Here is a 232-nt window from a genome sequence, read left to right as displayed (position 1 = left end):
CTTGATCACCCGCGCACCGAGGTCGGCCAGGCGTGTCGCCGCGACGGGTCCCGCTAGGAACTGGCTGAAGTCGAGGACGAGCATGCCCTCGAGCGGTGCGATCAGGGTGATCAAGATCGAGCGGCCGGGTGAGGGCGACATCGGCCGCACGCTCGCCTTCGCGGGCAGCCGAGCGGGTGCCGACACTGTCTCGTTCCACGCCATGAACCGAGGTAAGGAGAGCGTCGTCGCC

At 68.5% G+C, this 232-nt stretch carries 2 protein-coding genes; one reads left to right on the top strand and one right to left on the bottom strand.

The features are described 5' to 3' along the window. A partial coding sequence (locus SB754_RS23245) for a CoA transferase (RefSeq protein ID WP_410784597.1) occupies positions 1–84 on the bottom strand: 84 nt, incomplete at its 3' end. Between SB754_RS23245 and SB754_RS23240 the strand changes: the two genes are divergently transcribed. Next, positions 83–232, top strand: a 150-nt coding sequence (locus SB754_RS23240; RefSeq protein WP_410784596.1) for a CoA transferase, incomplete at its 3' end; no start/stop codon positions are given. The genes SB754_RS23245 and SB754_RS23240 overlap by 2 nt on opposite strands.

This window comes from Leifsonia sp. SIMBA_070, from assembly GCF_046534635.1.
GTDB lineage: Bacteria > Actinomycetota > Actinomycetes > Actinomycetales > Microbacteriaceae > Leifsonia.
The sequence above is the reverse complement of the archived record's forward strand: the minus strand, read 5'-3'. Positions and strand labels throughout refer to the sequence as shown.